At 59.7% G+C, this 25,560-nt stretch carries 27 protein-coding genes; 12 read left to right on the forward strand and 15 right to left on the reverse strand.

Going from position 1 to position 25,560, the window contains the following annotated elements:
- Nucleotides 1–114: 114 nt before the first annotated feature.
- The gene (locus ASG55_RS19120; RefSeq protein ID WP_056789235.1) at nt 115–477 is read left to right on the forward strand and encodes a DUF427 domain-containing protein; all 363 of its coding nucleotides are present in this window, start codon (nt 115–117) and stop codon (nt 475–477) included.
- A gap of 53 nt (nt 478–530) precedes the next feature.
- On the opposite strand, the gene ASG55_RS19125 is transcribed toward ASG55_RS19120, so the two are convergent.
- The gene (locus ASG55_RS19125) at nt 531–2,153 is read right to left on the reverse strand and encodes an MFS transporter (RefSeq protein WP_024013261.1); all 1,623 of its coding nucleotides are present in this window, start codon (nt 2,151–2,153) and stop codon (nt 531–533) included.
- A gap of 132 nt (nt 2,154–2,285) precedes the next feature.
- A complete protein-coding gene (locus ASG55_RS19130; protein WP_056789238.1) occupies nt 2,286–3,947 on the reverse strand; it encodes a GMC family oxidoreductase in 1,662 nt (553 codons plus the stop codon).
- Between the two features lie 133 nt (nt 3,948–4,080).
- Here ASG55_RS19130 and ASG55_RS19135 point away from each other — a divergent pair, with 133 nt between their 5' ends.
- Both ASG55_RS19135 and ASG55_RS19140 read left to right on the forward strand, forming a co-directional pair.
- On the forward strand, nt 4,081–4,992 hold the full coding sequence (locus ASG55_RS19135; protein ID WP_056789240.1) for a LysR family transcriptional regulator: 912 nt from the start codon (nt 4,081–4,083) through the stop codon (nt 4,990–4,992).
- A 34-nt stretch (nt 4,993–5,026) separates the two neighbouring features.
- On the forward strand, nt 5,027–5,506 hold the full coding sequence (locus ASG55_RS19140) for a GNAT family N-acetyltransferase (protein WP_056789243.1): 480 nt from the start codon (nt 5,027–5,029) through the stop codon (nt 5,504–5,506).
- 101 nt (nt 5,507–5,607) lie between these two features.
- Here ASG55_RS19140 and ASG55_RS19145 read toward each other — a convergent pair whose 3' ends face one another.
- From ASG55_RS19145 to ASG55_RS19155, 3 genes are all read right to left on the reverse strand, one after another.
- Entirely contained in the window at nt 5,608–6,711 is a 1,104-nt protein-coding gene (locus tag ASG55_RS19145; RefSeq protein WP_056789245.1) for a DNA alkylation repair protein, read from the reverse strand.
- Nucleotides 6,712–6,713: 2 nt separating this feature from the next.
- The gene (locus ASG55_RS19150) at nt 6,714–7,319 is read right to left on the reverse strand and encodes a glutathione S-transferase (RefSeq protein WP_056789248.1); all 606 of its coding nucleotides are present in this window, start codon (nt 7,317–7,319) and stop codon (nt 6,714–6,716) included.
- Nucleotides 7,320–7,380: 61 nt separating this feature from the next.
- Nucleotides 7,381–8,289 carry a MurR/RpiR family transcriptional regulator gene (locus ASG55_RS19155; RefSeq protein WP_056789250.1) on the reverse strand — a complete coding sequence of 303 codons (909 nt, stop codon included), beginning with the start codon at nt 8,287–8,289 and terminating at the stop codon, nt 7,381–7,383.
- Nucleotides 8,290–8,692: 403 nt separating this feature from the next.
- On the opposite strand from ASG55_RS19155, the gene ASG55_RS19160 reads away from it, so the two are divergent.
- The 3 genes from ASG55_RS19160 to ASG55_RS19170 all read left to right on the forward strand — a co-directional run bounded on the left by ASG55_RS19160 (nt 8,693) and on the right by ASG55_RS19170 (nt 11,242).
- Complete coding sequence (locus tag ASG55_RS19160; RefSeq protein WP_016775095.1) at nt 8,693–9,097, forward strand: TraR/DksA family transcriptional regulator; 405 nt, start codon at nt 8,693–8,695, stop codon at nt 9,095–9,097.
- A gap of 609 nt (nt 9,098–9,706) precedes the next feature.
- Nucleotides 9,707–10,930, forward strand: coding sequence for a methyl-accepting chemotaxis protein (locus ASG55_RS19165; RefSeq protein WP_442962989.1), 1,224 nt, complete (start codon nt 9,707–9,709; stop codon nt 10,928–10,930).
- A 108-nt stretch (nt 10,931–11,038) separates the two neighbouring features.
- The gene (locus ASG55_RS19170) at nt 11,039–11,242 is read left to right on the forward strand and encodes a hypothetical protein (RefSeq protein ID WP_016775093.1); all 204 of its coding nucleotides are present in this window, start codon (nt 11,039–11,041) and stop codon (nt 11,240–11,242) included.
- A 6-nt stretch (nt 11,243–11,248) separates the two neighbouring features.
- Here the strand turns inward: ASG55_RS19170 and ASG55_RS19175 are convergent, their stop codons facing one another.
- Together ASG55_RS19175 and ASG55_RS26465 are read right to left on the reverse strand one after the other, a co-directional pair.
- Nucleotides 11,249–11,488, reverse strand: a complete 240-nt coding sequence (locus tag ASG55_RS19175; protein WP_056789253.1) for a DUF2789 family protein — start codon at nt 11,486–11,488, stop codon at nt 11,249–11,251.
- 49 nt (nt 11,489–11,537) lie between these two features.
- Complete coding sequence (locus tag ASG55_RS26465) at nt 11,538–11,750, reverse strand: hypothetical protein (protein ID WP_236168680.1); 213 nt, start codon at nt 11,748–11,750, stop codon at nt 11,538–11,540.
- 459 nt (nt 11,751–12,209) lie between these two features.
- On the opposite strand from ASG55_RS26465, the gene ASG55_RS19180 reads away from it, so the two are divergent.
- From ASG55_RS19180 to ASG55_RS19195, 4 genes are all read left to right on the forward strand, one after another.
- Nucleotides 12,210–12,680: a hypothetical protein gene (locus tag ASG55_RS19180; protein ID WP_039763128.1), complete on the forward strand. Its 471-nt coding sequence runs from the start codon at nt 12,210–12,212 to the stop codon at nt 12,678–12,680.
- Nucleotides 12,677–12,874, forward strand: coding sequence for a hypothetical protein (locus ASG55_RS19185; protein ID WP_056789256.1), 198 nt, complete (start codon nt 12,677–12,679; stop codon nt 12,872–12,874). Before ASG55_RS19180 ends, ASG55_RS19185 begins: the two co-directional genes overlap by 4 nt.
- Nucleotides 12,875–12,998: 124 nt before the next feature.
- Nucleotides 12,999–14,015: an ABC transporter substrate-binding protein gene (locus ASG55_RS19190; RefSeq protein ID WP_056789257.1), complete on the forward strand. Its 1,017-nt coding sequence runs from the start codon at nt 12,999–13,001 to the stop codon at nt 14,013–14,015.
- Nucleotides 14,016–14,107: 92 nt separating this feature from the next.
- Complete coding sequence (locus ASG55_RS19195; RefSeq protein ID WP_056789260.1) at nt 14,108–14,548, forward strand: DUF3995 domain-containing protein; 441 nt, start codon at nt 14,108–14,110, stop codon at nt 14,546–14,548.
- Nucleotides 14,549–14,664: 116 nt separating this feature from the next.
- Here ASG55_RS19195 and ASG55_RS19200 read toward each other — a convergent pair whose 3' ends face one another.
- The 7 genes from ASG55_RS19200 to ASG55_RS19230 all read right to left on the reverse strand — a co-directional run bounded on the left by ASG55_RS19200 (nt 14,665) and on the right by ASG55_RS19230 (nt 21,828).
- Nucleotides 14,665–15,027, reverse strand: a complete 363-nt coding sequence (locus ASG55_RS19200; RefSeq protein ID WP_041480808.1) for a Na+/H+ antiporter subunit G — start codon at nt 15,025–15,027, stop codon at nt 14,665–14,667.
- On the reverse strand, nt 15,024–15,302 hold the full coding sequence (locus ASG55_RS19205) for a K+/H+ antiporter subunit F (protein WP_041480807.1): 279 nt from the start codon (nt 15,300–15,302) through the stop codon (nt 15,024–15,026). Before ASG55_RS19205 ends, ASG55_RS19200 begins: the two co-directional genes overlap by 4 nt.
- On the reverse strand, nt 15,299–15,787 hold the full coding sequence (locus tag ASG55_RS19210; protein ID WP_056789263.1) for a Na+/H+ antiporter subunit E: 489 nt from the start codon (nt 15,785–15,787) through the stop codon (nt 15,299–15,301). The genes ASG55_RS19205 and ASG55_RS19210 overlap by 4 nt, the downstream gene beginning before the upstream one ends.
- Nucleotides 15,784–17,463 carry a monovalent cation/H+ antiporter subunit D gene (locus ASG55_RS19215; protein ID WP_056789265.1) on the reverse strand — a complete coding sequence of 560 codons (1,680 nt, stop codon included), beginning with the start codon at nt 17,461–17,463 and terminating at the stop codon, nt 15,784–15,786. Before ASG55_RS19215 ends, ASG55_RS19210 begins: the two co-directional genes overlap by 4 nt.
- Nucleotides 17,460–17,804 (reverse strand): Na+/H+ antiporter subunit C, encoded by a 345-nt coding sequence (locus tag ASG55_RS19220; RefSeq protein ID WP_016775082.1) that lies wholly within the window; start codon nt 17,802–17,804, stop codon nt 17,460–17,462. The genes ASG55_RS19215 and ASG55_RS19220 overlap by 4 nt, the downstream gene beginning before the upstream one ends.
- Nucleotides 17,804–20,722, reverse strand: coding sequence for a monovalent cation/H+ antiporter subunit A (locus ASG55_RS19225; RefSeq protein ID WP_056789267.1), 2,919 nt, complete (start codon nt 20,720–20,722; stop codon nt 17,804–17,806). The genes ASG55_RS19220 and ASG55_RS19225 overlap by 1 nt, the downstream gene beginning before the upstream one ends.
- Nucleotides 20,723–20,892: 170 nt before the next feature.
- A complete protein-coding gene (locus tag ASG55_RS19230) occupies nt 20,893–21,828 on the reverse strand; it encodes a DMT family transporter (protein WP_056789268.1) in 936 nt (311 codons plus the stop codon).
- Nucleotides 21,829–21,913: 85 nt separating this feature from the next.
- Here ASG55_RS19230 and ASG55_RS19235 point away from each other — a divergent pair, with 85 nt between their 5' ends.
- Entirely contained in the window at nt 21,914–22,477 is a 564-nt protein-coding gene (locus tag ASG55_RS19235; RefSeq protein ID WP_056789270.1) for a helix-turn-helix domain-containing protein, read from the forward strand.
- Complete coding sequence (locus ASG55_RS19240; RefSeq protein WP_056789272.1) at nt 22,478–23,881, forward strand: FAD/NAD(P)-binding protein; 1,404 nt, start codon at nt 22,478–22,480, stop codon at nt 23,879–23,881.
- 202 nt (nt 23,882–24,083) lie between these two features.
- Here the strand turns inward: ASG55_RS19240 and ppnN are convergent, their stop codons facing one another.
- A complete protein-coding gene (gene ppnN / locus ASG55_RS19245; RefSeq protein WP_056789275.1) occupies nt 24,084–25,457 on the reverse strand; it encodes a nucleotide 5'-monophosphate nucleosidase PpnN in 1,374 nt (457 codons plus the stop codon).
- Nucleotides 25,458–25,560: the final 103 nt, after the last annotated feature.

The raw sequence follows: 25,560 nt of genomic DNA on the forward strand, positions 1-25,560 counted from the left end.
GATATACAGATAAAAGCGTTGCAGGAGGTTTAGCCGTTCGGCCGTAATCCAGTCGAGCTGCGCAACCATCAGCTATACCTGAACCGGTCTCTTCGCTGTGCTCAGGAGAACCTCATGAAAAGCCCCAGTCCCGTGATCAGCCTGGAACAACTTGCCGGCTGCCTGCTGGTGAAGTTCCACGGCATCCAGGTCGCCGCGTCCTCTCACGCGATGATCCTCAACGAAGCCAACTATCCGCCGGTGTACTACATCCCGCGCGAAGACATCGACGAAAAATACTTCGCCCGCACCGACCACACCAGCTATTGCCCGTACAAGGGCGACGCCAATTACTTCAGCCTGCAAGTGCCGGGGCATGAGGGCGCCAATGCGGTGTGGACTTACGAAAAACCCAAGATCTCGGTTGAACCGATCCGCAACTATGTGGCGTTTTATCCGGACCAGGTGAAATTCGAAGTGATCAAAGCGGACGCCTGAAGCAAAAAATGGCGAGAGAATCGCTTCCCTCGCCATTGTTGTCAGCGGGTTTTTCAGTTTTTATCGAGATCGATATTCTTCGTCTCACGCAGACAGATCATCCCCACCACCAGGCTCACCCCGGTGATCAGCACCGGATACCACAGCCCGTAGAAGATATCCCCGGTGTACACCACCAGCGCAAACGACACGGTGGGCAGGAAGCCGCCGAACCAGCCGTTGCCGATGTGATAGGGCAGCGACATCGAGGTGTAGCGAATGCGGGTCGGGAACAGTTCGACCATCAGCGCCGCAAGCGGGCCGTAGCACATGGCCGAGATGATGATCAGGGCGACGATCAGGGCGACGATCATCGGTTTGTTGATCTGCTGCATATCGGCTTGTTGCGGGTAGCCGGCGAGGGTGATCGCGCCGCGCAGTGCCGCCTCATCGAAACCATCCAGCTTCACGTCGCCGACACTCACTTGCACGGCGCTGCCCGCAGGTGCAGCGACGCTGGAGTAGGGCAGGCCTTGCTTGACCAGGAAGGTTTTGACCTTGTCGCACGGGCTGTCGAATTTGGCCTTGCCCACCGGATCGAACTGGAAGGTGCAAGTGGCGGGATCGGCAAGGACGGTGATCGGCGCCTGACGGCTGGCCTGATCAATCGCCGGGTTGGCGTAGTGGGCCAGGGATTTGAAGATCGGGAAGTACAGCGCGGTCGCCAGCAACAGACCGAGCATCAGCACCGGTTTGCGCCCGACCTTGTCCGAGAGCCAGCCGAAAAAGATGAAGAATGGCGCGCCGATCACCACGCTGATGATCAACAGGCTGTTGGCCACCGCCGGGTCCATTTTCAGGAACTGGGTGAGGAAGAACAGCACATAGAACTGCGCGGCGTAGAAGGTCACTGCTTGCCCGGCATTGATGCTGAACAGGGCGATCAGCACGACTTTGAGGTTTTCCCATTTGCCGAAGGATTCGCGGATCGGCGCCTTCGAGGTTTTGCCTTCTTCCTTCATTTTCAGGTAGGCCGGCGACTCGTGCAGGCTCAGGCGAATCCAGGTGGAAATACCCAGCAGGACGATCGACAGCAGGAACGGAATGCGCCAGCCCCAGACTTCAAACTGGTCGCCGGTGAAGTAGCGGCAACCGAGCACTACCAGCAGCGACAACAGCAGGCCGAGGGTCGCGGTGGATTGAATCCAGCTGGTGTGGAAGCCGCGTTTGCCGATGGGCGCGTGCTCGGCCACGTAGGTCGCCGCACCGCCGTATTCGCCACCGAGCGCCAGGCCCTGAAGCATGCGCAGCACCACCAGAATGATCGGCGCGGCGATGCCGATGCTGGCGTAGGTCGGCAGCAGGCCGACGCAGAACGTCGCCACGCCCATCAGAATGATCGTCGCCAGAAAGGTGTATTTGCGCCCGATCATGTCACCCAGACGGCCGAATACCAACGCACCGAACGGCCGTACGATGAAGCCGGCGGCGAACGCCATGAGCGCGAAGATGAACGCCGTGGTGTCATTGACCCCGGCAAAAAACTGCTTGCTGATCACCGCCGCGAGGGCGCCGTAGAGGAAGAAGTCATACCACTCGAACACCGTCCCGAGTGATGAAGCGAAGATGACTTTCTGCGTGGCGTTGCTGGTCTCGGCGCTGCCCGCAGCGTCCAGCGGCTGAACGTGTTCTGACATATCGGTATCCCTCACAGTGATTGTTTTTGTTGTTCCACTGGTGTTGCGTGTCCGGTAATGCGCGATGCCTGAGTCTGGTGATGATTGCTGTGGGAGCGAGCCTGCTCGCGAAAGCTTTTTGCCAGTCAACTCCTAGGCTGAGTGAGCTACCGCATTCGCGAGCAGGCTCGCTCCCACAGGGGAGATATCTGCAGATCTGGACAAAATCAGTTGTGCCGCCTTCTCGGCAATCATCAGCGTAGGCGAACAGGTGTTGCCCGAGGTGATGCGCGGCATGATCGACGCATCGGCAACGCGCAGACCCGGCACACCATGCACGCGCAATTGCGCATCGACCACCGCGTCACCGTCATTGCCCATGCGGCAGGTGCCGACCGGATGGAAAATCGTCGTGCCGATCTTCGCCGCCGCTTCATGCAATTGTTCTTCGCTTTGCAAGGTGTCGCCGGGCAGGTATTCGACCGGTTTGAACGCTTGCAGGGCAGGGGCGCTGACGATGCGCCGGGTCAGGCGAATCGCATCGGCGGCGACGCGCAGATCTTCTGGATGGCTGAGGTAATCGGGCTGGATCAGCGGCGCCGCTTGCGGATCGGCCGAACGAATCTCGATGCGTCCACGGCTCTGTGGGCGCAGGTCGCACACCGAGGCGGTGAACGCCGGGAAGCTGTGCAGCGGCTCGCCAAAGCGCTCCAGCGACAGCGGTTGCACGTGATATTGCAGGTTCGCCGAGGTTTGCTCGGGACCGGAGCGGGCGAATGCGCCCAACTGACTCGGCGCCATCGACAACGGCCCGCTACGGTCATACAGATAACGCAGGCCCATGCCCATCTTGCCCCACACGCTGCCGGCGATCTGGTTCAGGGTGCGGGCGTTTTCCAGTTTGTAGATCAGCCGCAGTTGCAGGTGATCCTGCAGGTTGCCGCCGACGCCGGGCAGCTCATGAATCACGCCTATCCCTACGCGTTCGAGCAGCGGCCGCGGACCGATGCCGGAGCGTTGCAGAATGCTCGGCGAGCCGACTGAACCGGCGCACAAAACAATCTCCTTGCGCGCCTTGAACTGTTTGATCTGACCTTCATGCTGCGCGCTGACTTTCGCCGCGCGGCCGTTCTCCAGCAACACACGATCAACCTCGACGCCGGTCAGCACAGTCAGGTTCGCCCGACTGCGCAGTGGTTTCAAAAAGGCCTTGGCCGCGTTCCAGCGTACCCCGGCTTTCTGGTTGACCTGAAAGTAACCGCAGCCCTCGTTGTCGCCCTGGTTGAAGTCATTGATGCTGGCGATGCCGCTTTGCTCGGCGGCGCTGCGAAAGGCATCCAGAATCGGCCACGACAGGCGCTGCTGTTCGACCCGCCATTCACCCTGATCGCCATGAAACTCGGCGCCGCCGGCAAAGTGGTTTTCGCTCTGTTTGAACAGCGGCAGCACATCCTTCCAGGCCCAGCCCGGATTGCCAGCGGCCGCCCAGCCGTCATAGTCGCCGGCCTGGCCGCGCATATAGATCATGCCGTTGATCGACGAACAGCCGCCCAGCACCTTGCCGCGCGGATAACTCAGCGCGCGGCCGTTGAGGCCGGGTTGTTGTTCGGTTTTGAAGCACCAGTCGGTGCGCGGATTACCGATGCAGAACAGGTAACCCACAGGAATATGAATCCAGGCGTAGTTGTCGCGTCCGCCGGCTTCGAGTAGCAACACCCGTTGCTGTGGATCCGCTGAGAGCCGGTTGGCCAGCAAGCAACCGGCGGGGCCGGCGCCGACCACGATGTAGTCGAATTCATCCAGGGACGTCTGCATGCCCTGACCTCGCTTTTTGTTTTTATTGTCGGACACTCTAGTTGTTAGCTTTCGTTAAAAGAATGTTAGTTTTTGCGCAGCCGCTGTGCGTTTTCAAACAGCGTGCAACGACGATAGCCGACAAGGACCCGCCATGTTCGACTGGAACGATCTGCGCTTTTTTCTCGAGCTGCAACGCAGCGGCCGCCTGCTCACTGCCGCGCGCCGGCTCAACACCACCCACGCGACAGTGGCGCGGCATATTGAATCGATCGAGAAAAGCCTCGGCACTGCGCTGTTCGTCCAGCACGCCCAGGGCTATGAGATGACCCCGGCGGGGGAGGCGCTGCTCAAGCACGCCGAAGCGATGGAAAACGTCGCGCTGCTGGCGCAGGAAGAAATCACCCAGTCCACCGCGCCGCTGGGCAAGATCCGCGTCGGCGTCACCGAAGGCCTAGGCATCAAGTTTCTCGCCAGTCGCATGATTGGCTTGTTCGAGCGTTATCCGGGATTGGAGGTGGAACTGGTTGCAGTGCCGCGCTTTGTCAGCATCCTCAACCGTGAAGCGGAGATCAGCATCCACCTCGAACGGCCATCCGCCGACATGCTGGTCACGCGCAAGCTCACTGACTATCGACTCGCGCTTTACGCCAGCCAGACCTACCTCGACAAAGCGCCACCGCTGCATAGCCGCGAAGACCTGGGCCGACATGCGTGGATCGGTTACGTCGACGATCTGCTGTTCAGTCAGGAACTGATGTTCCTCAACAGCTTCTGCCGCAGCCCGCGCGTGGTCTTTCACAGCACCAGCGTCATCGCCCAGCAGGAAGCGGCGCGCTCGGGGTTGGGCATCGCCGTGCTGCCGTGTTACATGGCCGCGTCCGACCCGGATCTGGTGGCGCTGCTGCCGGATGAAAGCATCGAACGCAGCTACTGGATCAGCACGCGGCGGGAGTTGCACAAATCGGTGCGGCTGCGGGTGGTCTGGGATTATGTGGTGGGGTTGTGTGAGGCGGAGCAGGGGTTGTTGCTGGGAAGATCTCAGGTTGGCTCCTCTCTTGCTTGAAAGCGCCAAGGACTTTTAGCAATGGAGAGCAGCAATGAGGGAATGGCTTACCGTTCGCGACATCAATCCGGACACCATGAAGGCCATCAGTGACGGCGTCTTACAGCATGGCCGAGCCTTGTCCGAGGCTCGCGGCGGACAAGCTGAGGCCATCGCCTGTTCGCTGATGGAGAACGGGGCACTAATCGGCGGCGCTTCCGGTAGAACCGAATTCAGGCGTCTGTTTGTCAATTACCTGTGGATCAACGCGCAATGGCGTGGAACCAGGCTGGGTACTCAGGTGTTGCACAAGCTTGAGGCATTAGCGGTTGAAAGAGCATGCGTAGATGCGTTGATCGAAACACTGGATGACGACGTCGCCCGTTGGTACACCCGCTGCGGATACCGATTGATCGCGCACGTGCCTGAGTACTGCGGCCCGTGGAGTCGCCATACGCTGTTGAAAGTGCTTGTGACAACAGGTGCTCCCTCAGGGCTTAATTCGGCGTCCCATACGGAAGTTGGTAACTACTGAGGCGGGAGTTTGTCCATTGTGCTGCCGCGCTCATTATCGATGCACGGCTGTCAGTGCACTGATTCGCGACCGGTCTTCAAGACCAATCAATGACTCATTTCTCAAATCAAAACCTCAAACCCTGCACTACCCACCACCTTTCCGTTAATCATCACCTGCACTCCATGCCGGCCGGCAAAATGCTTGCGTGTCGTGAAATCCTTGATGACCTGTCTGCGCTGCACAAGCGCCACCCCAAACCCCGGCAATTCCACCGTCTTCAACTTGAATACCTTCCTCGAAACCCCGCCATTCGCCTTCACATACTCAATCGCATAATCAATCACCAGCCTTTGCTCGTGCGCCACCATGGACTTCACCGTAAACGACAAAGTAATCGCTTCCCCCAACCTCACCACCGCCGGCTCAACCCGCACATCCAACAACTCAACCTCAGCCTTCGCCCCTGCGCCAATCACCGTCAGCGAGCGCACGTTGCCCTGTTTGATCAAGCTGCGCAGCGCATGCTTGGCAATCCAGGCGGTGTGCTTGTTATCCAGCGACCAACCTTCAATCGTGTCCAACACCCACTCCGGATGCACTTTCGTCACATCATTCAAATGATTCGCCACGGACTTGCGCACGTACAAGCTCTCATCCGCCTTCAACCGATTCAGTATCCCGGCGGCCAGCAGCGGATCCGCTTGTACCGCTTCCAACCGAAAGGACCACGGCAGGCGAGGGCGGCTGCCTTCGCTGGCTAGTCGGCGGACGTGATGGTTTTCTTCGCGGGTCCAGTCATGCATTCGTTCCAGCGAGCGCTCGAGGTCGCTGCGCAGAAAGTAACGGATGGCGAATTCGGAGGAGCCGAAGGTGGTGAAGTACTTCAGGGCGTCCATGGAGGTATCGAAGGCGTGCCCGCCATAGCTCGCGACGTAATGCGGCAGGCACATGCTGACGAACCCGCTGTTCAGCCGTGGCGCGAGTTCGAACAGCACTTCGAGGGAATCTTCGTAGTCCAGCGGCAGCACGGCGTGCAGGCTTTCGCTGACACGCGCCATGCGTTGCATCACTGATAATTCAGCGAGTCCGTCCTGGGCGTGTTTGAGAAACGCCTTGGCCTTGAATGCCGGGTACACCGCGCTCATTTCGTCAGCGATGTGCTGCAAGCGCTCGGCGTTGAAGATTTCCTTTAACGCCGGGGCGGCGGTGTCGGTGGTGCTCATGGTCAGGTCATCGGTGTGCTGATGAACGCGTCGGTGCCTTCTGCGTAGGCGGTGTATTCGGCGATACGCGGAAAGCGTGTTGCGTCGACCTGATCGGGCACGACGAGGTTGGTGAAGCTCCAGGCAACCGCCAGGCTTATGCCGGTCTGGGAGAGGGAGCCGTCGACCGGCAAGTCAATTTGCTCAAGTTCTTTTTCCAGGGCGGTAAACGCGGCGGCGAGTTGGCCTTCAACGCGTTCAACCCAAGGTTGATACTGAATGTCGGCCGGGCGCAAGTTGCGTTCGTAATACAGCTGCACGGCTTTTTCGCAAGCGGCGAGGCTGAGGCCGATCAGACGCAGGGCGTGGGCGCGTTGTGTGAGATCGCTGGGCAGCAGGCTCTTGCCGGAACTGGCTTCGAGGTAGTCGAGGATGAGGGTCGAGTCCATCAGGACCACGCCGTCGTCGAGGATCAGCGTGGGCGCCTTGACCACCGGGTTGATCTGCTGGAATTGCTCGAAGTGGCGGAACACCGAGACCGACTCGTGTTCGAGGTCAATCCCCAGGCATTTGGCGGAGATTGCTACGCGGCGCACGTAAGGGGAGTCGAGCATGCCGATCAGTTTCATGACGCGTTCCTTCAAGTCGAACCGGTGGGAACGCATAACCTAGCCGAGCCTGAGACAATTGTCAGTCGTCGAATCCGGGTTGTTCGTGAATCTCATCGACATTCAGTTCCAGCCGATAGGCCACCGCCACAAACAGCGCCTGACATAAACACAGTGTCGCGCTTAGCGAACGAAAGGCCAGCGCACTGCCTTCATTGACCAGCAACACGCTATTGGCAAGTTTCGCCAGTGGCGACAGAGGGCTGTCGGTGATGATCAGGGTATTGGCGTCCTGACGCTGCGCGAATCGCAGGCAGTGCTGGGTTTCCTTGGCGTAGGGCACAAAACTGATGGCGATGACCAGGTCGTTGGCGCGCACGCTGCGCATTTGCTCGCGATAGCTGCCGCCGATGCCGGAGACGAGATGAATGCGCTTCTGGGTGTGCTGCAGGTTGTAAACCAGATAATCGGCGACGGCGAACGAACGGCGGACCCCGACCACATAGATGTCGTCGGCATTGACGATGAGATCGACAGCTTTGTCGAACGCAGCCCCATCCAGTTCGCGGCCCAAACGTTCGATGCCCGATAGCGTTGCGTCGATACACTCGCGGACAAGCTCGCCGCTGTTGGCGGTCTGCGATTTGCTGGCGATCAGGCTGCGGATGCGTTGTTGATAGTTCTGCGCCGGCGTGGCCTTGTGCGTCCAGGCCTGGCGGAACAGCGCCTGCATTTCGCTGAAGCCGCTGAACCCGAAGCGCTGCGAAAAACGCACGATGGCGGACGGATGCACCTCGCATTCACGAGCGATGTCGCTGATGCGGTCGACCATGATTCGCTCGCTCTGCTGGCTAATGTAACTGGCGATACGTTTAAGCTGACGCGGAAGGGCGTCATATTCGTCGCTAATCGTTTGCAGCAGACGCTCGGCAGTGATCGGGGGGCTGGCGAGCGAAAGTTCGTCGGCGGCCGGCAGATCGGGGCGGGGCATAGGACATCCTTCGGGCGGGTTGATCACGCGGTAAGCCTGATCATAGAAGGACTGCGCGGGCTCTGCCGGGCTGAAACGATGCACCTTGCGAGAATAATCTCGGCTGTCGATGGCGGCATGGTTAGCCGTTTGTCTTCTATATACAGCCGCTGGAGTGAATTTCTTGCTATAAACGCACTCCGATGGCCGTGTGAAGCCTGTGTCAGAGCAGTTTCCTGGTCCTGTCGGACAAATTCCCTGTATTTACAGTTGCTGAGGCCTTGATCGGGCCTTAGACTGCCGCCCCTCGTAAATTGAGTGCCGGGTGGCGTTTGCAATAAAACGATGCCTTTTCGACGGCCGACACGGTTCGCCGAAACGCTCCCTTATTCGCCTTAATGCACGTTTTTTTATAGAGATATCAATGACAAAGGACAAGTTGCTGGCTATGCCGGCAGATGACTACATGAATGCAGAGCAACACGCTTTCTTCACTGAGCTGTTGCAGAACATGAAAGTCGAAACCCACGAGCGCATTGAGCAAAACCGTATCGCCATCGAAAGCCTGGACACCCCGGCTGACCCGGCGGACGCGGCTTCGGTTGAAGAAGAGCGCACCTGGCTGGTCAACGCGATCGATCGCGACCAGCGCATGCTGCCGCAGTTGGAACAAGCTCTTGAGCGCATCAAGGACGACAGCTTTGGCTGGTGCGACGACAGCGGCGAGGCCATTGGCCTGAAGCGTCTGCTGATCAGCCCGACCACCAAGTACTGCATCGAAGCTCAAGAGCGTCACGAGCAGATCGACAAGCACCAGCGTCAGGCCTGATTCTGTGGGGTGACCCTTTCAACAGGGGCGCCTTGAAAAGATCGCAGCCTTCGGCAGCTTCTACACGGAGTTGCGCGAGGCTGCGATCTTTGTTTTTGCTCGTCTGCGATATTTCCCCATCGTTCCCTTGACCTGCCACAGACCCCACGACTAACGGACCATGGATAATGGCGTTGTAGTGGCGTTTAATGCAGTCACAACAATGAGAACAAACGTGGGGTGATCAAGATGACGAGAGATGGATCTCTGGTTGCGGCGCTGCCTGCACCAGTGCTTTTGCCGAAAAATCGCTGGATCGCGCCGACCCTGCAAAGCATCGCTCTGATGCTGTTGCTGGCCGGCATGGCTCTGGCCGAATGGTCGCTTTACCTCGGCATGCCGCTGGCGGTGCTGATTGTCTGGCTGCCGCGCCTGCGTTCGCGCAACGTTCCAGCTGCTGTCCCGGTCGATAGTGCGAGCGCATTGTCCGCACTGACTCGCGATCTCTCCTACACCACCAGTCACAACGCACTGTCTGCCGCCGGCGTGGCGTTTTCGGTCAAAGCGCTCGCCAGCAAACTTGAATCGCAACTCGACGCGGCGGCGCAGATCGTCAGCAACGCCGAAGTGATGATCGCCACCGAGCAGGCGACTTCACAGCTCAGTCGCGACGCGCTGGACGCCGCCAGCGAAGCGCATCACAGCAGCGCGGCGGGGCGCAGCGAACTGCTCGACTCGATTTCGCGCATGCAGCAACTCAGTCAGCGCGCCAACGCCAGTCGCGAGCTGATCGAGGCCCTGAGTGTGCGCAGCGACGACATTCAGCGGGTGACGCTGGTGATTCAGTCGATCGCCAGCCAGACCAATCTGCTGGCCTTGAACGCAGCTATTGAAGCGGCCAGGGCGGGCGAACATGGTCGCGGTTTCGCCGTGGTCGCCGATGAAGTACGCGGATTGGCGGCACGGACGGCGGCGGCCACGGGCGAAGTCGGTGAGATGGTTGCAGACATTCAGCAGCGCACCGCGCAAGTGGTTGCGCAGATTCGCGAGTTGTCGAGTGATCTGCATACCGGCGTCGAACAGGTCGAGCACACCGGTCAGCATCTGGAGAACATCGCGCGACTTGCCGCCGGAGTGGAAACCCAGGTCAGCGAAATCGCCCGTGGCGCGCAAACCAATCGCGAGCAGCTTGATGCGCTGTTCAGCGCGATTGAGCAAATGCGTAGCGATCTGGCGATCAGCGATCAGCAGACCCGCCGCCTCGCCGAGGCAGCGGTGCAGATGGAAGGGCAGGCGGAAACCATCAGCGAACGCTTGGCCGAAGTCGGTCTGGACGACTATCACCAGCGCATTTATGACCTGGCGCGCGAAGGTGCGAGCCTGATCGCAGCCCGCTTCGAGGCGGATGTCGAGCAGGGGCGGATCAGCCTGGATGATTTGTTCGATCGCAGCTACCAGCCGATTCCGGGTACCGAACCAGCCAAATTTCAGACCAGGTTTGATCAGTACACAGATCAGGTCTTGCCCGCGATTCAAGAGCCTCTGTTAGCGCGTCATGAAGGTTTGGTTTTCGCGATCGCCTGCACGCAGCAGGGTTATGTGCCGACGCATAACCAGGCATTCAGCCAGCCGTTGACCGGTGATGTGCAGGTCGACACGGTAAATAACCGCACCAAACGCAAATTCGCTGACCGCACCGGTATCCGTTGCGGCAGCCATCAACAACCAGTTTTGCTGCAGACTTACACGCGCGATACGGGTGAGCTGATGCATGATCTTTCGGTGCCGATCATGATCAAGGGCCGGCATTGGGGCGGATTGCGGCTGGGCTACAAACCGGAGAATCCACGCTGAGATTGTTACCGTTGACGCAATGAATCTGTGCACGGCGGTTGCTGTTTCCTCTCGAAGGAAAGCTTTAACCTGCGACTTAGTTAGGTAGCTAATTATTTCGGAGGGCACATGCAGTGCAGGGTAGACGTGGCAGTGATGATCGGCAGCGGTGTTCCGGCCGGCTTACGCGCGATGGGGCGCAGTGTGTGCTGGGTGGTTTTGCTCAACGGGGAGCGACGCGGCACAGCCTTCGCCAGTCGCGATGAAGCGGAGGAGTGCAAGGCTGCCTGGCTCGAACAACTGAACATCGAGCCCGGCGACAGCCTGCACTGATCGCCCTTATTTACCGCGATGCAGGCGCACGTTCAGCTCATCGACAGTTATCGCTTCTTCGCCGTCCTCACGCAGCCACTCTTTTAGTAGTTGCGCCTGTTGGGGCGTCCAGAAATCGGCATCGATCAATTTGATATCAGATTTCAAAGGGTGGGCTTCGACAAAATTATTGATCGACGCTTCATCGGCTGGTAGGCCCAGCTGTTCGAAAAGGGTGGTCAGGTTAAGCTCGGTTGGCAGTTCCATCATCTACTCCTGGGTTGGTGCCGGTACGGCTTGTTCGTTCACTCCCTTATCAGAGGCAGGCGCTGGCGCGGAGTTCGATTTTTGATTCAAGCGAGCGGGCAAGGGCGCAGGCTTCGTTGTGATTGCCGCGGAAACCTCTGACACGTCCCGTGGATATCTCCTTGATGTGAAAGAACGCAATACCTGCCGGCACCACTTGAAAGTGCGGGGTTCGATGATTGTTAGAAGATGTCGGAAGGTTGTCGAGGTCGGCAACCTTCATCGTCAGAGATGGGGTGATTCGCGCGTCAGCCGACGTGGCAAAATGAGTCAAAGTGCACATATGAAGTCCTTTTCATCAGTCGGCCGGGATTTAACGGCCGTTGCGGGTAGTCGTAATGAGCATCGCTGCTCTAGAATCGCCAGTACCTGTTGACGACCGGGCTTATCTAAAGCAATTTTTCGCCAGCGATATGTCGGAAAAGTGCTTTTTTTCGTGAGAAATTTCCCTGAAGTTCGTAGTCAGAATTGCTCTAGTCGCACTTGAGGCGTTTTCCTTCAAGCTTTGGCGATTTCAGAGCAGGTTTCACTAATGACAATCCAGTAGTCTACGAACCTCGCGATTCAAGAGTGCTTTGCTCGCTTCGGGTGTTTGAATGTTTTTGCAGTTTTCATCGGCCTGGCCGTTTCTTTGCCGTGGGCGTTTTTCGCTGCGCGGTTTTTCAAATGTGGGGATGTTTCTTTGGCAGTCAGTAACCTCGATATGCATGCTTTGTTCGTGCTGGGTGATTTGCGTGCAAAGCTGGTCAAGCAATTCCAATCACGTTTTGTTTACATCACCGAGCAAAACGCCGAAGGCATTTACATCGCCGAAATCGACACCGAAAGTGCATTGGTAGTCGATGACAAACCGGGACTCAAACTCAAGGTTGGCGACCATTTCATCGCGTCAGTTTTGCCCAGCCGTGAAGGCGGCAAGATGGACATTCGTTTTCGCGACATCAAACTGACGGTCTACGGCCTGGGCGATTACGCCTTTGTCAGCACGGCCGACGGTCACGCGATCCTGTTCAAGGAAGGCCATAGCGTCGTCACCGTGTTCGCCGCCAATGAGCAGCTGCAGGAAGGTTTGACCAAAACCCTCAAAGCCGTCACTGCCAAAGCCGCCAAATGGCGCAAGGGCGAACTGGTGACCTTCAAGGCCAGCGAGTGAAGCGCGCGGATTTCCATGCGCAAAATCTCGACAGCGCACGCGAAGAAGCTCAGCGCTTGTTCGCCCGCAAGGCCGAACTGCAAGGTGCCTGGCTGAGTTGGGTGGCGTCGCAGCTATACGCATTGCAACCGGCAGCTTACGCCAGCATGGTCAGACGTGAGCTGCAAAGCCTGCAGGAAAAGTCTGAATCGTAACCTCGCGCGCAGCAGACCCCGGAAAAAGCAGGAACCTCGGCTAAAGTCAGTTGACTGAGTCATTCAGAGGCTTGCGTTCTGTCAGGCCAACTGCCATTGCTGTGAACAGCACGAGGTGCGATGCATGAACGGATTTCGACGGTTATTGGCCGCCAGCGTGGCCACCTTTGGTTTGCTGACGTCAGCGCAATCGCTGCAGGCGGCACAGGCGCCGATCCACTTTGCCGACCTGAACTGGGAAAGCGGCAGCCTGATTACCGAGGTGCTGCGGGTGATCGTCGAGAAAGGCTATGGCCTGCCGACCGACACTTTGCCCGGGACCACCATCACGCTTGAGACCGCGCTGGCGAACAACGACATTCAGGTGATTGGCGAGGAGTGGGCCGGACGCAGTCCGGTCTGGGTCAAGGCCGAAGCCGAGGGCAAAGTGGTCGGCCTGGGCGATACGGTAAAAGGCGCCACTGAAGGCTGGTGGGTGCCGGAGTACGTGATCAAGGGCGATCCGGCCAAAGGCCTCAAGCCGCTGGCGCCGGATCTGCGCAGTGTCACTGATCTGAAGAAATACAAGGACGTGTTCAAAGACCCGGAAAGCCCGGGCAAAGGGCGTTTCCTCAACAGCCCGATCGGCTGGACTTCGGAAGTGGTCAACAAGCAGAAGCTCACGGCGTATGGCTTGCAGGACGACTACACCAACTTCCGCAGCGGTTCCGGCGCTGCGCTGGATGCCGAGATCAGCTCTTCGATTCGTCGCGGCAAACCGGTGTTGTTCTATTACTGGTCGCCGACGCCGCTGCTTGGCAAATTCAAACTGGTGCAGCTGGAAGAGCCGCCGTTCGATGCCGAGGCGTGGAAGACGCTGACAGATGCCGATAATCCCAATCCGAAACCAACCCGCTCGCTGGCATCGAAGCTGTCGATTGGCGTGTCTACGCCGTTTCAAAAGCAGAACCCGCAAATTGCCGAGTTCTTCAGCAAGGTCGATTTTCCCATCGAGCCGCTGAACAAGGCACTGGCGGATATGAGTGACAAGCACACCGCACCTCGTGAGGCGGCGGTCGCGTTCATGAAAGCGCATCCGGACGTGTGGCACGCCTGGTTACCCAAGGATGTGGCTGACAAGGTGACGGCTGATCTGAAATAACGCGGTCAACGCAGCGCACCGCCGACCGGTCGTGCAGGGGCAAAAAATCCGACTAGGATGGTTTGTTCAAATCCCTTTGAAGGATTTCAACCATGACCTTTGTGTTGGCTCAATGGCTGGTGACTGTGTTCGCGGCAATCGGCCTGATGCACGTGTATTGGGCGTTGGGTGGGCAATGGGCGGCTGCGGTGGTGGTGCCGCAGGTGCCGGTGTCGGGCTTCGTGGCCTCGGTACGCCCGGCCTTCAAGCCCTCAGGCTGGCTGACGCTGGCAGTCGCCGCTGCGTTGATGGTCATTGCGGCGCTGGTTTGTATGCGGGTCGGCTGGGGCATGCCGGCGGTGCAGCACAAGGCACTGCAATGGGTAATCAGCGCGATTGCGTTGCTGATGTTCGCCCGAGCGATCGGTGACTCGAATCTGGTCGGATTTTTCAAGGAAGTGAAAGGTTCGCGATTTGCGCGGCTGGATACCTGGGTGTATTCGCCGTTGTGTGCGCTGCTGGGGGCGGGGTTGTTGGCGGTGGCTTGGGTTTGAGCTGATCCGGAATTGGCGACGCCCCGACTGGCCGCTTCGCGAGCAGGCTCGCTCCCACACATGGGAGAGCGGATTTCTGGTGTAGCGATGGCGCCATCACAGGCGCCACATGATCATCAGTTACCACTTTCAGTCTGACGACTGCTCACCTCAGCCGGCACATCATCCCCGGCCATCCGCTTGCGGAACAACGCCGCCCGCGCCAGCAGCAGGGTGGTCACTGGCACGGTGATGGCCAACAGAACCGGAATCAGCCAGGCATGCACCACTGGCCCGGACTTCAGCGCTGAAAAGCAGATGATCGACGCCAGTGCCACACACCAGGCACCGATTGTCGACGCCAGCGCTGGCGGATGCATACGCTGGAAGTAATCCTTCATGCGCAGCAATCCGGTTGCGCCCAGCAGGGTAAACACGCCGCTGAGCACCAGCAGGACCGCCACCGGAATCTCGACCCACAAAGACAATTCGGCATTCATTCGATCACCTCGCCACGCAGCAGGAATTTCGCCAGGGCAAACGAGCCGACGAAGCCGAACAGCGCAATCAGCAGCGCCGCTTCAAAGTAGGTATCACTGGCGTAGCGAATGCCCAGGGTCAGCATCATCAGCATGGCGACGATATACAGGTAATCCAGCGCCAGTACCCGATCCTGCGCTGACGGGCCTTTGAACAAGCGCACCAGGGTCAGCGTCATCGCCACGCAGTACAGAAACAACGTCAGCAGAATCGCATTCGACAGCAATGGGCTCATTCGAAAATCTCCATCAACGGTCGCTCGTAAGTGCTTTTGAAGTGCTCGATGAACTGCGCTTCGTCGTGCAGATCCCAAACGTGCAGCAACAGAACGCTGCGGTCCAGTGCCAGTTCCGACCATACGGTGCCGGGCACCACGGTGCAGATCATCGCCAGTGCCGCCAGACCATGAGCATCACGCAGATCGAGCGGCACCTTGATAAAGCATGAGTTGGGCGGGCGCCGTCCGGCGTTGAGTACGCCCCAGGCGACGATCAGGTTGGACATGATCACGTCACGACCGACCAGGAGAAACAGGCGCAGTACGGCCACCGGATTGCGAATGCGCGCACGTTTCGGCCGCAATTTGCGCATCATCAGCGGCGCGGCGAAACCCAGCGCGGCACCGAGCAGCAGGTTGCCCGGGCTGACGGACAGGTTCAGGGTCAGCCACAAGATCCACAATGCCAGCGATAGCCACGGCGCCGGAAACAGTCGATTCATGGCTGCACCTCGAGCATGTCGGCTCTGGCTTGCGGGCTCGGCACCGCACGTGTGCCGAGAACTGCGAGCACATATTGCTGCGGATTGTTCAGCGCATCGGCCGTAGCCTGGGTGTAGCGCAACAGCGGTTCAGCCTTGAACGTCAGGACAATGCTCAGCCCGAGCAGCAGAAATATCGGCGCGCATTCGAGTTTGCGCAGCAGTGGTGACGGGCGCTCCTCCGGCGTCCAGAAGCGCTGGATACCCAGGCGAGAGAAGGCCATGAGGGAGGCCAGACCGGTCAGGATCAACAGGGCCAGCAATCCCCATGCGCCGGGCGGCAGCGGCGCCGCAGTGCCAAGTCCCGACGGGTTGAGCAATGCCCCGATCAGGCTGAGCTTGCCGATAAATCCGGAGAGCGGTGGCATGCCGATAATCAACAGCGCGCAGGCAATGAAACTCAAACCGAGAAAGGCCATGGTCCACGGGATGACCTGACCGACCACGGCTTTCTGTTCGTCGTCGAGGTTGATGCCCTTGGGCGGTTGCAGCGATTCCTGCGGGCGCGGAAGCAGTTCGCTTTCGTCCTCCAGCGGAATTTCGTTGGCCGAGCGCGAGCGCTCGATCAGTTCGGCCAAGAGGAACAGCGCGCTCAGCGCCAGGGTCGAGCTGACCAGATAGAACAGCGCAGCGCCGATCAGGTTCGGCTGGGCGAAGCCGATCGCCGAGAGCAGGATCCCCGCCGACACCAGAATGCTCAGGCTGGCCATGCGCTCCAGGCGTTGCGCGGCGATAATCGCCAGCCCTGCGCAAGCCATGGTCGCCATGCCTCCGTAGATGAGCCAGTCGCCGCCGAAGAATGCCGAGGCGCCGGCCTGACCGGAAAACAACAGGGTCCACAAGCGCAGCAGGGTGTAGACGCCGACCTTGGTCATGATCGCGAACATTGCCGCCACCGGCGCGCTGGCGGATGAATAAGCCGGCACCAGCCAGAAGTTCAGCGGCCACATCCCAGCCTTGGCCAGAAACGCTACCGCAAGAATCCCCGCGCCAGCATGCAGCAAACCACGATCGGCTTCCGGCACCAGCGGAATCTTCATCGCCAGATCAGCCATGTTCAGCGTGCCGGTCACCCCGTAGATCAATGCAGCGCCGATCAAAAACAGTGACGATGCCAACAGGTTGATCGAAATGTAATGCAACCCCGACGACACCCGCGCCCGGCCCGAGCCGTGCAGCAACAAGCCGTAGGATGCAGCAAGCAACACTTCGAAGAACACAAACAGATTGAACAGATCCGCCGTCAGGAACGCGCCATACAGGCCCATCAGCTGGATCTGGAACAGAGCGTGAAAGCTTGAGCCGGCGCCGTCCCAGCGGGCCATGGCAAACAGCAACGCACTGACGCCGATAACGCCGGTCAGCACCAGCATCAGTGCCGACAGGCGATCAACCACCAGTACGATGCCGAACGGTACCTGCCAGTTGCCCGGCAGGTACACACCGATGGAGCCGGGCACGCCGGTGGTCTGCGTCCATTGCAGCAGCATCACTGAAATAAACAGGCCGAGGAGGCTGGAGAACAGGTTGATTTTCGCCTTCAGCGGCCGGTGTTTCTCGCCGAGCATCAGCATGATTGCGGCGGTCAGCAGCGGCAGCAGGATCGGTGCAGCGATCAGGTGAGTCATCGCCATCATTCTTTAGGCTCCCGGCCGTCGACATGGTCGGTGCCGGTCAAGCCGCGCGAGGCGAGCAATACGACGAGGAACAGCGCGGTCATGGCGAAGCTGATGACGATCGCCGTCAGTACCAGCGCCTGGGGCAGCGGGTCGGTGTAATGCAGCAGATCCTGGGTCACGCCGTCCTTGATCACCGGCTCCTTGCCGATGAACAGGCTGCCCATGCTGAAAATGAACAGGTTCACTGCATACGACAGTAGGCAAAGGCCCATGACCACCTGAAAGGTTCGCGGCCGGAGGATCAGCCAGACCCCGGAGGCGGCGAGAATGCCGATGGCGATTGCGATGACTTCTTCCATCAGACGGCTCCTTTGCTGGCGACTGACTTGGGCAGCGAGGCCGTCTTGTGGCCGCGCACCGATTGGTGGGCGAGGGCGGTGAGAATCAGCAGCGTCGACCCGACTACCACGGCGTACACGCCGATGTCGAAGAACAGCGCACTGGCGATATGGATGTCACCCAGCACCGGCACGCTGATGTGCCAGGTGTGAGTGGTGAGGAACGGATAGCCGACCAGCATCGCACCGAGACCGGTGGCGGTGGCGAACAGCAGACCGGTGCCCATCCAGCGCAATGGACGCAGGCTCATTTGCGCCTCGACCCACTGCGTGCCGGCAACCATGTATTGCAGGATAAAGGCCACCGACATCACCAGCCCGGCGACAAAACCGCCGCCCGGCTGATTGTGCCCACGCATGAACAGGTAAAACGACACCACCAGCGCGACAGGCAGCAGCAGGCGCACCAGCACTGCCGGCACCATCATGAAGCCGAGCGCGGTGTCGCTGGCCGAACGCGGGTTGACCAGATCGGTGACCACGTCCGGTGCCAGCAGACGTTGCTGCGCCGGCAATTGCAGGCTTTCCTTCGGCGGGCGGAAGCGGCGCAGCAGGGCGAACACGGTGAGCGCCACGGCGACCAGCACGGTGATTTCACCGAGGGTGTCGAAGCCACGGAAGTCCACCAGCATCACGTTGACGACGTTGCTGCCGCCGCCCTCGGGCAGGGCGCGACTGAGGTAGAAAGAGGAAATATGGTTCGGCGTCTGCCGGGTGAGCATGGCGTAGGACAACAGCGCCATCCCCGCACCGACCGCAATCGACAGCAGCAAGTCGCGCAGACGACGGATACGCGCCTTGCGCAGGCTGCCTGGCAGTGGTGAGACCTCTTCGATGCGTCGTGGCAACCAGCGCAGACCAAGCAGGATCAACACCGTGGTCACCACTTCGACCGCCAGTTGCGTCAGCGCCAGATCAGGCGCGGAGAACCACACGAAGGTCACGCAGGTCATCAGGCCACAGACGCTGACCATGGTCAGTGCAGCGAGACGGTGATATTTGGCCTGCCATGCGGCGCCGAGCGCACAGGCGATCGCCAACAGCCACAGGGTCACGAAGACGATGGAACCAGGTATTTTCGGCCGGTCGCCCCAGGTCAGCGTGCTGTGCAGCATCGGGATCAGACCGGCGAGCACGGCGGCCGAAACCATCAGGAACAGCTGCATCTGCAAGCGCTTGGTGCCGAGGCGCCGCTCGACGCGCCGGGCGATGCGCATCATCACGACCAGACTGCGCTCGAACAAACGCTTGCCGTTGAAGCGCCCCACCAGCGGCGGATACTTGAAATGGCCGAGCCTGAACTGCTTGCGCAGCAGCAGATAGAGGATGATGCCGCCGGACATGGCGATCAGGCTCATGATCATCGGTGCGTTCAAACCGTGCCAAATGGCCAGGCTGTATTCCGGCAACTCACCACCGACCACCGGCAATGCCGCAGCGGCGAGTAATGGCCCGACGATCTGCGCCGGGAAAATCCCCACCAGCAGACAGGTGAAGACCAGCAACTCGACCGGGGCGCGCATCCAGCGCGGCGGCTCGTGCGGCGTGTGTGGCAGGTCAGTGGCGGTGGGGCCGAAGAACACGTCGACGGTGAAACGCAGGGAGTAGGCAACGCTGAACATGCCGGCGATGGTCGCGACGATTGGCAGACTGGTCTCGACCCACGCGGTGGCGTTGATGAACACGGTTTCGGCGAAGAACATTTCTTTCGACAGGAAACCGTTGAGCAGCGGCACGCCGGCCATTGAGGCACTGGCGACCATGGCCAGCGTCGCCGTATAGGGAATCAGTTTGATCAGACCGCTGAGCTTGCGGATATCACGGGTGCCGCTTTCGTGGTCGATGATGCCGGCGGCCATGAACAGCGAGGCTTTGAACGTCGCGTGGTTGAGAATGTGAAAAACTGCTGCCACTGCGGCCAGTGAACTATTGAGGCCCAGGAGCAAAGTGATCAGACCGAGATGGCTGATGGTCGAGTAGGCCAGCAAACCTTTGAGATCGTTCTGGAACATCGCGCAGTACGCGCCAAGCAACAGTGTACAGGCGCCCGCTCCGCTGACGATGTAGAACCATTCCTCACTGCCGGACAGCGACGGCCACAGACGCGCCAAAAGGAAAACCCCGGCCTTGACCATGGTCGCCGAGTGCAGATAGGCCGAGACGGGTGTCGGCGCCGCCATGGCGTGGGGCAGCCAGAAGTGAAACGGGAATTGCGCGCTTTTGCTCAGCGCGCCGATCAGGATGAGTGGCAAAAGAACAGGGTAGAGGGCATGTGCACGAATCAGATCGCCGGCGGCCAGGACCTTGTCCAGGTCATAGCTGCCGACGACATGGCCGAGAATCATGACCCCCGCCAGCAGACATAACCCGCCGGCACCGGTGACCATCAGCGCCATATAAGCCCCGCGCCGCGCATCGGCGCGGTGGTGCCAGTAGCCGATCAGCAGAAACGAAAAGAGGCTGGTCAGCTCCCAGAAGAACACGATCTGAATCAGGTTGCCGGAGATCACCAGGCCAAGCATGGCGCCCATGAACGCGAGAAAAAACGCGAAAAAACGCGGCACCGGATCGTCCGGCGACATGTAATAACGGGCATATAAGGAGACAAGTGTGCCGATGCCGAGCACCAGCATCGAGAACAGCCAGGCGAAGCCGTCCATGCGCAAAATGAAGTTCAGCCCGAGGCTGGGCAACCACATGAATTCTTCGCGGATCACGCCACCGTGGGCGATTTGCGGGTACAGCATCGCGACCTGAACGGTGCCGATCAAAGCGACCAGACCCGCCAGCAGCGATTCGGCATTGCGCGCATTGTGCGGCAGCACCGCTGCCAGACAGCTGCCGATGAACGGCAGAAGCAGTAGAACTATCAGGGACATAGGCTTCTAATCTGCGGAAGTTTGTGAAGCATCATACGTGCCAGCTCCCTGATCACCAAACGCGAGGATGTCTCAGAATCCTACAAAGTAGTCCGGAATTTTGTGTTTGGCGTTGTTTCAGGGGCAACAATGGTGCGGCGCTTTCGCGAGCAGCCAGAAAAGATTGCGGGTCACGCCTGCGTTTCCCGCTCCAGCTCAGCTTCTGCCTCGGTGGTCCTTCCCTTGGTCTTCAACTCACTGACAATCACCGCCGCCACAATCAGCCCGGCGCCCACCAGTGCAATCGCCGGCAAGCGCTCTCCGGCAATCCGTCCGACAATCCCGGCCCACACCGGTTCACCGGCATAGATCAACGTCGCCCGAGTCGGCGAAACACTCTTCTGCGCCCAGTTCATCGCCACCTGAATCGCCGCACTTGCTGCGCCCAGACCCAAAGCGGTCACCAGCAACAACCAGGAAAATTCCGGAATCACTTCACCGGTCGGGACCACCAGCAAGAACGACAACACCGCCGTCACCGCCAGTTGCACCACCGTCACCCGCCGCACATCAACCTGTCCGGCGAATGTGCTGATCAAGATGATCTCGGCCGCAATCGCAACGGCGCTGATCAAGGTCGCGATTTCTCCGGGACTGAAATTCAACGCCTCCCCCGAGGGGCCGGACAACAACATCAGTCCGGCAAACGCCATCATGATCCCGATACTTGGCATCAACCCCGGACGCCGTCCCAGAACCAGCCATTGCAGCAGCGGCACAAACGGCACATACAGCGCGGTAATGAACGCCGACTGACTGCTCGGAATACTTTGCAGCCCGACTGTCTGAAGGCCGTAACCGAGCATGATCGCCACGCCGATGAACGACCCGGCCTTCACTTCGAACAGGGTCAGTTCGCGCAGATGACGCCAGGAGAACATCGCCACGATCGCCGCCGCGGCGGCAAAGCGCAGGCCGACAAAAAACATCGGGCCGCTGACCGTCATGGCATGTTGCACAATCAGAAACGTGCCGCCCCAGATCATGGTGATCAGCACCAGCACGCACTCGGCTTTGCTGAAGCGGGAAAAGCGGATTCGGGACGCAGAATTGTTTGGCGACATCATGACCTTGCGCACATTAAAAGGGAGGCCGCACAATGCCGCCAACGTTGCGCAGTATACTGCCCAACCCCACCGAGTGAGCAATATAGTGCACAAAGATTCGACCCAGCGAGCCTCCGTCCTGCAACACGTCAGCCAGAACGTTCGACGCCTGCGCCATGCGGCGGATATGAGCCAGACCGCGTTGGCGGAAAAGTCCGGGGTCAGCCGACGGATGCTGGTGGCGATCGAGGCAGGCGAAAAGAATGTCAGCCTGACCACGCTTGATCGCGTCGCCGAAGCGCTCGACGTTGCGTTCAGTGATCTGATCCAGGCGCACGATGCGCGCGACCCGAGCCGGATCAATGAGGTTGCCTGGGCGGGCACGATTCCCGGCAGCAGAGCCGTGCTACTGTCCAAAGCCACCGCGAGCCGCGAAGTCGAGCAATGGGAGTGGTGCCTGCAACCGGGCGAGGTTTATCCGTCGCAACCGGACGCCGATGGCTGGAGCGAGCAGATCTACGTATTTGAGGGTTGCCTGACGCTGATGCTCGGCGATCAGCCGCAGTACATCAACAAAGGAGAGTTTTTCATGTTCGCCAGCAATCAACCGCATGCCTACCGCAACGATGGCGATGTGGCTGCGCGGTTCGTGCGTAATGTGGTGATCTGAATGGAGAAGCCTGCGGACATCCTGATCATCGGCGGCGGTCTCAGCGGCACGATGCTGGCGGTGCAATTGCTGCGCCTGCCGGGGCAACGAAAGATTCTCATCATCGAGCCTCGCGCTGAACTGGGACGTGGTGAGGCTTACAGCGCAGTCGAGTTGGGACATACGCTGAACGGCAACGCGGCGCGGATGAGCGTCGACCCGGATAATCCTGATGATCTGACGCAGTGGTTGACCGCGCATATTGCCGATGGCAGCTGGCCGGAATCTGCCGAGCAGGACGTGCCGGTCAGTGAACTGTTTCCGCCGCGCGGCCTTTTCGGGGTCTATGTGCAACAGCGTCTGGCTGAGGCCAGGGCAGTGGGTACGCTGCAAGGTTCGACCGTTGAACATTTCTGTGCTGAGGTCGTCGACCTGCAAGTTGATGCTGGTTCAGTGCAGCTCACCTTGAGCGATGGCCGGATTTTGCGTGGATCGAAGGCGGTGCTGGCCACCGGCATGTTTCCAGCCGCTCGCACGCCGCAGACGCAATCCAGTGGCCTTAACGCCGCAGCGCTTGATCCCTGGGATGTGGCGGGCATGCGCGAACTCGACCCGCAGTCCACCGTGCTGATCATCGGCTCCGGTCTGACCATGGTCGATGCCGTGGTGTCGCTGGAGCAGGCCGGGCATCGCGGGCCGATCGAGGTGTTCTCCCGGCATGGCCTGCTGCCGCACGTGCGCCGTCAACCGCCGGCCTGGGTGGATTTTCTGGCAGCAGATCACAGCATCCGCACGCCACGCCAGTTGGTGCGCGAATTGCGCCGACATTGTCGCGACGCAATCGCCCAAGGCATCGACTGGCAGGCGCCGCTGGATACGGTTCGCGCGCATATCGCGCGGTTGTGGAGTCAGGCGACTGACGTGCAGCGTCGACAATTCGTACGGCATGTACGGCCATGGTGGGAGAGTCACCACCATCGTTCGCCGCCACTGAGTGCCGAGTTGATCGAACGGCTGCACAAGGAAGGACGCTTGCGCATTCACGCCGCGTCATTCAAGGGGATTGAGCCCGGCGCGAGCGATGCTGTGGCCATTCGCATCCGTGCTCGGGGTGAGACTGAAACAGGCGTGGTCAGCGGTGCAGCGCTGATCAACTCCAGCGGTATTGAATACGACTGGCGGCGAGTCGCACGACCGTTGCCACAGCAGTTGCTGGCGCGGGGGCTGGTGCGGCCGGGGCCGTTGGCGCTGGGGATCTCGGCAAAGGACGGCGCAGTGGTGGGTGCCGAAGGGCGCGTGAGTAGTCAGCTGTTTGCCATGGGCCCGCCGTTGCGCGGGATGTGGTGGGAGAGTACGGCAGTGACGGACGTCGCTGCGCAGGCTAAAGCGTTGGCTCGGCGGTTGGTGGATAGCCTGAGAGACTGATGTGTTTTTCTTGGGCCTCTTCGCGAGCAGGCTCGCTCCCACAATGGGATTCAGGTTGTTACTACAATTTGCGGCACACCATAAATCCTGTGGGAGCGAGCTTGCTCGCGAAAGCGTCATCTGATTCAACGTCTCTGTTGAATGAAAGACCGCTATCGCTGGCAAGCCAGCTCCCACATTGGGCTTTTGTGACGGCTTGAGATTATGCGACTACCCGGTAGCAAGGCACATACGCCGCGCCACCCGGAAGTTTCATCCGGTGCTGGGCGACGAAGGCTTTGAGCAGTGCATCAAGCGGCTGCATGATCGCCGCATCGCCACGGATCTGATACGGCCCGTGCTCTTCGATCAGACGAATGCCCTTGTCCTTGACGTTACCGGCGACGATCCCGGAAAACGCCCGACGCAGATTGGCCGCCAGTTCATGCGGTGGCTGGTCGCGGTGCAGTTTCAGGTTGGCCATGTTTTCGTGGGTCGGATCGAACGGACGCTGGAAGCCCTCATCGATCTTCAACAGCCAGTTGAAATGAAACGCATCGTTACGCTCGCGGCGGAACTGCTTCACCGCTTTCAAGCCTTGAGTCATCTGCCGCGCTACTTCGGCCGGATCATCGATGATGATCTCGTAATGCTGTTTGGCTTCTTCGCCGAGGGTCGCGATGACAAACGCATCCAGCTGTTCCAGATACGGCGCGGCATGCTTCGGCCCGGTGAGGATCACCGGGAACGGCAGACCTTCATTGTCCGGGTGCATCAGGATGCCGAGCAGGTACAGGAACTCTTCGGCCGTACCGGCGCCGCCCGGGAAAATGATGATGCCGTGGCCGACACGGACGAAGGCTTCCAGACGTTTTTCGATGTCCGGCAGGATCACCAGCTCATTGACGATCGGGTTCGGCGCTTCGGCGGCGATGATGCCTGGCTCGGTCAGGCCGAGGTAGCGACCGCCGTGAATGCGTTGTTTGGCATGGGCAATGGTCGCGCCCTTCATCGGACCTTTCATCACGCCAGGGCCGCAACCAGTGCAGATGTCGAGGCTGCGCAGGCCCAGTTCGTGGCCGACTTTCTTGGTGTATTTGTATTCTTCGGTATTGATCGAGTGGCCGCCCCAGCACACCACGATCTTCGGCTCGACGCCCGGGCGCAGGGTGCGCGCGTTGCGCAGCAGATGGAACACGTAGTCGCTGATGCCTTGGGAATTGCTCAGGTCGATGCGTTGGCTGTCGAGTTCGTTCTCGGTGTAGACGATGTCGCGCAGGGCGCTGAAGAGCATTTCGCGGGTGCTGGCGATCATCTCGCCGTCGACGAACGCGTCCGCCGGAGCGTTCAGCAGCTCCAGGCGTACGCCGCGATCCTGTTGGTGAATACGGATTTCGAAGTCCTTGTAGGCTTCGAGGATGGTCTTGGCATTGTCGACATGCGCGCCGGTGTTGAGGATGGCCAGGGCGCACTGGCGGAAGAGGGTATAAGTGCTGCCGGATCCGGCTTCGCTCAGTTGCTGGACTTCACGTTGAGAAAGGGTTTCCAGACTGCCTTTCGGGCTGACCGAGGCATTGATTACGTGTCGTTGGGTCATGCAGTGATCCTTAAAACGATGTCATCCACAACGCAGCGGATGGCATCCGAATAGTGTGTATCCATGAATGAAGATGGCACGATCTGCGCTATACCGCCATGTC

The sequence above is a fragment of the Pseudomonas sp. Leaf434 genome (assembly GCF_001425545.1).
Classification (GTDB): Bacteria; Pseudomonadota; Gammaproteobacteria; order Pseudomonadales; family Pseudomonadaceae; genus Aquipseudomonas; species Aquipseudomonas siliginis.

Coding starts and splice junctions, on each gene's coding strand:
- ASG55_RS19120 (WP_056789235.1), top strand. CDS start 115: ATGAAAAGCCCCAGTCCCGTGATCAGCCTGGAACAACTTGCCGGCTGC.
- ASG55_RS19125 (WP_024013261.1), bottom strand. CDS start 2,153: ATGTCAGAACACGTTCAGCCGCTGGACGCTGCGGGCAGCGCCGAGACC.
- ASG55_RS19130 (WP_056789238.1), bottom strand. CDS start 3,947: ATGCAGACGTCCCTGGATGAATTCGACTACATCGTGGTCGGCGCCGGC.
- ASG55_RS19135 (WP_056789240.1), top strand. CDS start 4,081: ATGTTCGACTGGAACGATCTGCGCTTTTTTCTCGAGCTGCAACGCAGC.
- ASG55_RS19140 (WP_056789243.1), top strand. CDS start 5,027: ATGAGGGAATGGCTTACCGTTCGCGACATCAATCCGGACACCATGAAG.
- ASG55_RS19145 (WP_056789245.1), bottom strand. CDS start 6,711: ATGAGCACCACCGACACCGCCGCCCCGGCGTTAAAGGAAATCTTCAAC.
- ASG55_RS19150 (WP_056789248.1), bottom strand. CDS start 7,319: ATGAAACTGATCGGCATGCTCGACTCCCCTTACGTGCGCCGCGTAGCA.
- ASG55_RS19155 (WP_056789250.1), bottom strand. CDS start 8,289: ATGCCCCGCCCCGATCTGCCGGCCGCCGACGAACTTTCGCTCGCCAGC.
- ASG55_RS19160 (WP_016775095.1), top strand. CDS start 8,693: ATGACAAAGGACAAGTTGCTGGCTATGCCGGCAGATGACTACATGAAT.
- ASG55_RS19165 (WP_442962989.1), top strand. CDS start 9,707: ATGATCGCCACCGAGCAGGCGACTTCACAGCTCAGTCGCGACGCGCTG.
- ASG55_RS19170 (WP_016775093.1), top strand. CDS start 11,039: ATGCAGTGCAGGGTAGACGTGGCAGTGATGATCGGCAGCGGTGTTCCG.
- ASG55_RS19175 (WP_056789253.1), bottom strand. CDS start 11,488: ATGGAACTGCCAACCGAGCTTAACCTGACCACCCTTTTCGAACAGCTG.
- ASG55_RS26465 (WP_236168680.1), bottom strand. CDS start 11,750: ATGAAGGTTGCCGACCTCGACAACCTTCCGACATCTTCTAACAATCAT.
- ASG55_RS19190 (WP_056789257.1), top strand. CDS start 12,999: ATGAACGGATTTCGACGGTTATTGGCCGCCAGCGTGGCCACCTTTGGT.
- ASG55_RS19195 (WP_056789260.1), top strand. CDS start 14,108: ATGACCTTTGTGTTGGCTCAATGGCTGGTGACTGTGTTCGCGGCAATC.
- ASG55_RS19200 (WP_041480808.1), bottom strand. CDS start 15,027: ATGAATGCCGAATTGTCTTTGTGGGTCGAGATTCCGGTGGCGGTCCTG.
- ASG55_RS19205 (WP_041480807.1), bottom strand. CDS start 15,302: ATGAGCCCATTGCTGTCGAATGCGATTCTGCTGACGTTGTTTCTGTAC.
- ASG55_RS19210 (WP_056789263.1), bottom strand. CDS start 15,787: ATGAATCGACTGTTTCCGGCGCCGTGGCTATCGCTGGCATTGTGGATC.
- ASG55_RS19215 (WP_056789265.1), bottom strand. CDS start 17,463: ATGATGGCGATGACTCACCTGATCGCTGCACCGATCCTGCTGCCGCTG.
- ASG55_RS19220 (WP_016775082.1), bottom strand. CDS start 17,804: ATGGAAGAAGTCATCGCAATCGCCATCGGCATTCTCGCCGCCTCCGGG.
- ASG55_RS19225 (WP_056789267.1), bottom strand. CDS start 20,722: ATGTCCCTGATAGTTCTACTGCTTCTGCCGTTCATCGGCAGCTGTCTG.
- ASG55_RS19230 (WP_056789268.1), bottom strand. CDS start 21,828: ATGATGTCGCCAAACAATTCTGCGTCCCGAATCCGCTTTTCCCGCTTC.
- ASG55_RS19240 (WP_056789272.1), top strand. CDS start 22,478: ATGGAGAAGCCTGCGGACATCCTGATCATCGGCGGCGGTCTCAGCGGC.
- ppnN (WP_056789275.1), bottom strand. CDS start 25,457: ATGACCCAACGACACGTAATCAATGCCTCGGTCAGCCCGAAAGGCAGT.